The sequence below is a fragment of the Streptomyces sp. NPDC041970 genome (assembly GCF_055588985.1).
In genome coordinates this window covers 107458-113884 of the sequence record NZ_JBVJCD010000008.1, presented here as the reverse complement: position 1 = coordinate 113884, position 6427 = coordinate 107458, and the positions used below count along the sequence as shown (strand labels likewise).

The 6427-nt window shown below is 73.0% G+C and carries 8 protein-coding genes; 7 read left to right on the top strand and 1 reads right to left on the bottom strand.

Annotation, left to right across the window (positions count from 1 at the left end):
* The first annotated feature begins 163 nt into the window (after positions 1-163).
* From ACZ6EJ_RS07035 to ACZ6EJ_RS07005, 7 genes are all read left to right on the top strand, one after another.
* Positions 164-1114: a cytochrome c oxidase assembly protein gene (locus ACZ6EJ_RS07035; RefSeq protein ID WP_469265109.1), complete on the top strand. Its 951-nt coding sequence runs from the start codon at positions 164-166 to the stop codon at positions 1112-1114.
* 66 nt (positions 1115-1180) lie between these two features.
* Complete coding sequence (locus tag ACZ6EJ_RS07030) at positions 1181-1339, top strand: hypothetical protein (RefSeq protein WP_469265108.1); 159 nt, start codon at positions 1181-1183, stop codon at positions 1337-1339.
* A 172-nt stretch (positions 1340-1511) separates the two neighbouring features.
* On the top strand, positions 1512-2228 hold the full coding sequence (locus tag ACZ6EJ_RS07025) for a lysophospholipid acyltransferase family protein (RefSeq protein WP_469265107.1): 717 nt from the start codon (positions 1512-1514) through the stop codon (positions 2226-2228).
* Positions 2229-2313: 85 nt separating this feature from the next.
* The gene (locus ACZ6EJ_RS07020) at positions 2314-3345 is read left to right on the top strand and encodes an NAD-dependent epimerase/dehydratase family protein (protein ID WP_469265137.1); all 1032 of its coding nucleotides are present in this window, start codon (positions 2314-2316) and stop codon (positions 3343-3345) included.
* A gap of 181 nt (positions 3346-3526) precedes the next feature.
* Positions 3527-4162, top strand: a complete 636-nt coding sequence (locus tag ACZ6EJ_RS07015) for an ATP-dependent Clp protease proteolytic subunit (RefSeq protein WP_469265106.1) — start codon at positions 3527-3529, stop codon at positions 4160-4162.
* A gap of 7 nt (positions 4163-4169) precedes the next feature.
* Positions 4170-4475 carry a hypothetical protein gene (locus ACZ6EJ_RS07010; RefSeq protein ID WP_469265105.1) on the top strand — a complete coding sequence of 102 codons (306 nt, stop codon included), beginning with the start codon at positions 4170-4172 and terminating at the stop codon, positions 4473-4475.
* Positions 4476-5160: 685 nt separating this feature from the next.
* A complete protein-coding gene (locus ACZ6EJ_RS07005) occupies positions 5161-5631 on the top strand; it encodes a C40 family peptidase (protein ID WP_469265104.1) in 471 nt (156 codons plus the stop codon).
* A gap of 129 nt (positions 5632-5760) precedes the next feature.
* On the opposite strand, the gene ACZ6EJ_RS07000 is transcribed toward ACZ6EJ_RS07005, so the two are convergent.
* Complete coding sequence (locus ACZ6EJ_RS07000; protein ID WP_469265103.1) at positions 5761-6405, bottom strand: LysE family translocator; 645 nt, start codon at positions 6403-6405, stop codon at positions 5761-5763.
* Between the last annotated feature and the right edge of the window lie 22 nt (positions 6406-6427).

The following is a 6427-nucleotide window of genomic DNA, read 5'->3' as shown; positions in this document are numbered from 1 at the left end:
ACTCCCAAAGAAAAAGACACGAGGGGGGGATAGGGGGGAGTGTGGTGGGGGGGGGGCCCCCGCTCCCGGAAACCCCCCTCCACCGAGAGCGCGGCCGGGGGCGGTTCTACTCTGGACCGGACAACCGGCACGAAACGGGGACGTCCCCAGCGGGAGTGAACAGATGGATCACAGCGGGCACGGCATGAACACGGATCTGCCGCCGTTCACGCTGGGGCGGGGGCTGGAGTTCTCCGCCGACCCGTTCTTCCTGATCGGCTGCCTCCTGGCGCTGGCCCTGTACGGGTACGGCGTGGCGCGGCTGCGACGGCGCGGGGACGGCTGGCCGGTGGGCCGGATCGTGTTCTTCGCCGCGGGGGTGCTCAGCATCGCCCTGGTGATGTGCACCAAGCTGAACGACTACGGCATGGTCATGTTCAGCGTGCACATGGTGCAGCACATGGTGATCAGCATGGTGGCGCCGATCCTGCTGCTGCTCGGCGCCCCGGTGACGCTGGCGCTGCGCGCGCTGCCGCCGGCGGGCCGGGGACGGACCGGGCCGCGCGAACTGCTGCTGAAGCTGCTGCACAGCCGCTACATGAAGGTCGTCACGCATCCGGTCTTCACGATCCCGCTGTTCATCGCGAGCCTGTACGCCCTGTACTTCACGCCGATCTTCGACTTCCTGATGGGTTCGACGCCGGGTCACCTGGGCATGATGGTGCACTTCCTCGCCGTCGGCCTGGTCTTCTTCTGGCCGATCATGGGCGTCGATCCGGGGCCGCACCGGCCGGGGTACGTGATGCGGATGCTGGAGCTGTTCGCGGGAATGCCGTTCCACGCGTTCTTCGGCATCGCCCTGATGATGGCGTCGACGCCGATGGTGGAGACGTACCAGGACCCTCCGGCCTCGCTGGGCATCGACGCGCTGAGCGACCAGAACTGGGCCGGGGGCATCGCGTGGGCCTTCAGCGAGATCCCGTCCGTGCTGGTGCTGATCGCCCTGGTCTTCCAGTGGTACCGCTCCGACCAGCGCACCGCGCGGCGCTCGGACCGGGCCGCCGACCGCGACGGCGACAAGGAGCTGGCGGCGTACAACGCCTACCTCGCCTCGTTGCAGGCGCGCGGCCAGTAGCGCGCGGGGCGCGACCGGGGTGACCATGGGGGCAACGGCCGCGCGGCCGGCGAGGAGCGTGCGCGCATGTCCGGATCGACGAAGACCATGGGATACCTGACCGTCGGGGCGCTGGTCGCGGTGACCGCGTACACGGTGGCGCTGGGAAGCAGCGGCTGGCTGTGGTTCGCCTGGGTGGTGCTCGGCCTGTGCACCCTCGGGATGCTGGCCGTGCGGGACACCTGACCGTTCCGCGGGCGGTGACGCCTGAGGGGCCGGAGGGCGGGTACGAGCCGGGTGACCGGTTCGCCACGGTCGTCCGACGGCTCCGGGGCCCGCGCCGGGAACCCCCGGCACCGCCGTGACGTGGTAAGACGCAGCCAAGACGCCGACCGGCAGAGCGAGGTGCACCGACAAGGTGTTCTATTACGTCTTGAAGTACGTCGTGCTGGGTCCCGTGCTGCGGCTGCTGTTCCGGCCCCGCATCGAGGGCCTGGAGAACATCCCCGAGGAGGGCGCGGCGATCGTCGCGGGCAACCACCTCTCCTTCTCCGACCACTTCCTCATGCCGGCCATCCTCAAGCGCCGCATCACCTTCCTGGCGAAGGCGGAGTACTTCACGGGGCCGGGCCTCAAGGGCCGGCTGACCGCGGCGTTCTTCCGCAGCGCCGGGCAGATCCCGGTGGACCGCTCCGGCAAGGACGCGGGGCGGGCCGCGATCCGCGAGGGGCTCGGGGTGCTGGGCCGGGGCGAGCTGCTGGGGATCTACCCGGAGGGGACCCGCTCGCACGACGGGCGGCTCTACAAGGGCAAGGTCGGGGTCGCGGTGATGGCGATCACCGCTCAGGTCCCGGTGATCCCCTGCGCCATGGTGGGCACCTTCGAGATCCAGCCGCCCGGCCAGGTCGTGCCGAAAATCAAGCGGGTCGCCATCCGGTTCGGCGAGCCGCTGGACTTCTCGCGCTACGCGGGCATGGAGGACCAGAAGGCCGCGATCCGGGCGGTGACGGACGAGATCATGTACGCGATCCTCACCCTGTCGGGTCAGGAGTACGTGGACGAGTACGCGGCGAAGGTGAAGGCGGTCGAGCAGGAGGCCGCGCCGCGCCGAGGGTTCCCGAAGGCGCGACGCTGACGGCGGATACGCCGCGGGCGTAGGAATCCGCCCGGCCGGGTCCGCGGCCCTTAGCGTCGTCCGCATGAGTCGAGGACGCGCATGGGTGCTGGGAGCGACGGGTCAGATCGGGCGGGCGGCGGTGCACGCGCTGGCCGCGGACGGCTGGGAGGTGACCGCCGCCTCACGGGGCGGCGGCCGGGACGCGGGGTGGGACGACGGGGTCCGGGCGGTGCCGCTCGACCGGGACGAGGAGGGGGCGCTGGAAGGGGCCCTGGGCGACGGCTGCGACGTGCTGGTCGACATGGTGGCCTTCGGCGGGTCGCACGCCCGGCAGTTGACCGGGCTGGCCGACCGGATCGGTTCGGCGGTCGTGGTCTCCAGCGGCGCGGTGTACGAGGACGCCTCGGGCCGGAGCTTCGACACCCAGGACCGGAGCGACGGCTTCCCCCGCTACCCGGTGCCGATACCGGAGACGCAGCGCACGGTGGAGCCGGGGGACGCCTCGTACGGGACCCGGAAGGTCCTGCTGGAGCGGGAGCTGCTGGCGGCCGGCGCGACCCTGCCGACGACCCTCCTGCGGGCGGGCGCGGTCCACGGGCCGTACTGCCGCACCCCGCGCGAGCTGTACTTCGTGAAGCGGCTGGTCGACGGACGGCGCCGCCGGGTCCTCGCGTACGGCGGGCAGAGCCGCTTCCACCCGCTCCACGTCGCCAACGCGGCGGAGCTGATCCGGCTGGCCGCCCGGCGGCCCGGCTCGCGCGTGCTCAACGCGGCGGACCCGCAGGCTCCCACGGTGGCCGAGATCGCCTCCGCCGTCGACCGGGTGATGGGGCGGCGGACGGAGACGGTGCTGCTCGACGGCGCGCCGCCCGAGGGGCACGTCGGCGAGACGCCCTGGAGCGGCGCCCATCCCGTGGTGTTCGACATGACCGCCGCCGAGCGGCAGCTCGGATACCGGCCGGTGACGGGGTACGCGGAATCGCTGCCGGCGACGGTCGAGTGGCTCGCCGGGGAGCTGGCGGGGCGGGACTGGCGCGAGGCGTTCCCGAAGATGCTGAGCAACTACGGCGCACACCTCTTCGACTACGCGGCCGAGGACGCCTGGCTGGCGGAGCACGACCGGCGCGGCCGATGAACACGGCTCGGCGGGGGGCGGATCGCCTCCCACGCCGAGCCGGCGGGGCGGGGCGGTACGGGGTCGGGCGTCGCGGTCGCCGTGGCCCCGGTGCTCGGCGGCGATGCCGAAGCGCCGCCGACCGCGTCCCGCGCACCCGTCACCACCGCGCACCGCCCATCGCACCCAGAGAGGCACCGCCATGATCCGCCCCGCCGCCCGATACGTACTCCCCCAGTTCACCGAGCGCACCGCGACCGGGACCCGGACGCTGGACCCCTACTCCAAGCTGCTGTCCGAGCGCATCGTCTTCCTCGGCAGCCCGATCGACGACACGGCGGCGAGCGATCTGATCGCCCAGTTCATGTACCTGGAGCACGCCGAGCCCGACCGGCCGCTGTCCCTCTACATCAACTCCCCCGGCGGCACGTTCGGGGCGATGGCGGCGGTCTACGACACGATGCAGTACCTGACGTGCGAGGTGGAGACCTTCTGCCTCGGGCAGGCCGGCTCCTACGCGGCGGCCCTGCTGGCGGCCGGGGCTCCGGGGCGGCGACATGCCCTGCCCGGTGCGCGGGTAGTCGTCCAGCAACCCGCACTGGAGGAGCCGATGCGGGGCCAGCCGTCCGACCTGGCGATCCACGCCCGCGAACTGGTCCGCACCCGCGAGATGTTCGCGGCCATGCTGGTCCGGCACACGGGCCGGAGCGCCGAGCGGATCACCGACGACATCGAGCGCGACACCATCCTCGACGCGCAGGCCGCCCGCGCCTACGGGCTGGTGGACCACGTCGTGGGGAACCGCGCCCTCTCCCAGCCGCCGTACGACGCGAGGTGACCCGCCGATGGAGCCGCCCCCTCTCCCGCCCCTGCCCGCGCTGACGCGCGCCGAGGGCGAGTTCGTCGACTGCTACCTGGCCGTGCTCGACCAGGTCGGCCGGATCAACCCGGCCCGAGGCAGCGACACCTACAGCGCGCTGCGGGCCGCCCAGGCCCTGGCGTCCAAGGCGGCGGCGCTGCGCGACGCCCTGGCCCTGATGCACGAGCGGGGTGAGGCGCACATCCACGCGGCCACCCTGGCGCGGGCGCTGCGCGCCCTGGACGGGGAGCGCCGGGCGGGCCGCGTCGCCGTGCCGCCGCCGGCGGACTGAGCGGCGCCGCCCACCGGGGCGGCCGTTCGGCGCACCGCGCGACACGCCCGGCGCGCGCGCCGATCGCCTCGCTCTTTCGGCGTAGGAGATCACCCTCCCGAGCGAGGTCCCGACTTGCGGCGAACGCCTGAGCCCTACTCGAAATGCACCCTTTCGTCGCTGGTACGGGACCGGTCGCCGCACACGCCGGAAGGCGCGAACAGCCCCTCCCCACCCGGTTGGATCAGTGGTGAGGAGTCTCACAAATGCCCGTTTCGGCTCGGAAATCCGGCGCGGAGTGAGTCAAGATCCCTGAGACGACAAGCCCCCGCCGCCGCGGCGGGGCGGTCCGGGCGGACGCCGAGTCCTGCCGCCGCGCGGATGACTGGTCGACAGAAGTGGATCGGCAGGAGTGGAGGACCCGAGCACAACGGGCGGACCGGGAGACCGGAAAGCCCTCGGGGTGAAGCCGCTTGGATCCTTCGTCGGATCAGGCCGGAACACCCGGTGAGGTCCGGTAGTGCGACCGCACGGCACGGAAGGCGGCCGACGCTCAGCGTCGGCGGCCGACGGTGGCGCCGCGGACGCGCACCGGGGCACAGCCGGGCCCGGCGCGGACGACGAGGGACCCAGAACGCGGCCGGGCGACTTCGCCGGCCCGAACCCGACAGGTCATCCTTCATAGGCGGCTGACGAAGGGTTGCGCATGACTGCGCAGGTTCATGTCCCGTCTCTGTTCGTTCGGGTCGGTACGGCCTCGATGCTCACTCTGGCCGTGTCCTCGACGATGCTGGCGCCCGGCCTGGTGAACGACGCCGAGGCGGCCACCCACGCGACGAAGGCCCTGAAGGTGGCCGCGTCGAAGAAGGGGTCCCCCTACAAGTACGGAGCGGCCGGTCCCCGCCGTTTCGACTGTTCGGGGTTGACGGTCTACTCGTTCAAGAAGGCCGGCAAGAAGCTTCCCCGCACGGCACAGCAGCAGTACAACAAGACCCGCCACATCCCGAAGTCGCAGCGCAAGCGCGGCGACCTGGTCTTCTTCCACTCCGGACGCAGCGTCTACCACGTGGGCATCTACGCCGGGGCCGGGAAGATCTGGCACTCCCCCAAATCGGGGGACGTGGTGCGGCTGGCGAAGATCTGGTCCAAGAGCGTCTGGTACGGCCGGGTCCGCTGACCGTCGGCCGACGCATCCGACGTGCGCGGGTTCGCGGGCGGCCCCGGTCTCGTCCGGGAGTCGCCCGCGAGGCCCACGGGGCCGCCGGCGGCCTCAGCGCCCCCGGCGGCTGCCGGGGGCCGAACGGCCTCAGCGCAGGAGCGGCCCGGTCACCAGCAGGAGCCCCAGGCCGGTCAGCGCCGCTCCGCTGCCGCCCTCGATCACGCGGGCGGCGCGCGGGCGGCGCAGCCACCGCCCCAGCCGGTCCACCAGCAGGGCGACGGCCGGGAACCAGACCAGGGCCAGCGCCACCACCAGGGCCGCCAGCAGCAGGGTTCTGGGCAGCGGCGGTCGCCCGGCCGGGACGAACTGCGGCAGCAGGCTGAGGAAGAGGACGGGGGCCTTGGGGTTGAGCGCGTTGGTCAGGAACCCCTGGCGCAGCGCTCGCCCCAGCCCTTCGGGCGCGCCCCGGCCCGACCCGCCCGCCGGGGCGTCGCCGCCGTCCTGCCGTCGGCGGCGGAGCGCGTACAGCGCGCTGAGCCCGAGGTAGAGGATGTACGCGCCGCCGAGCAGTTGGACGGCGCGGAAGAGCGCGGGCAGCGCCACCAGCACCGCGGCGAGCCCGGCGACCGCGAGCGCGGTGTGCACCAGCAGCCCCCCGGCGACGCCGAGCGCGGTGGCCAGGCCCGCGGCGCGCGAGGCGAGGGAGTTGCGTACGACGACGGCGAAGTCTGCGCCGGGCAGGGCGACCATGCCCGCCGCGACGCCCGTGAAAGCGAGCAGTTGTGCGTCCATGGGGCCACTCTGGACCTGCGGA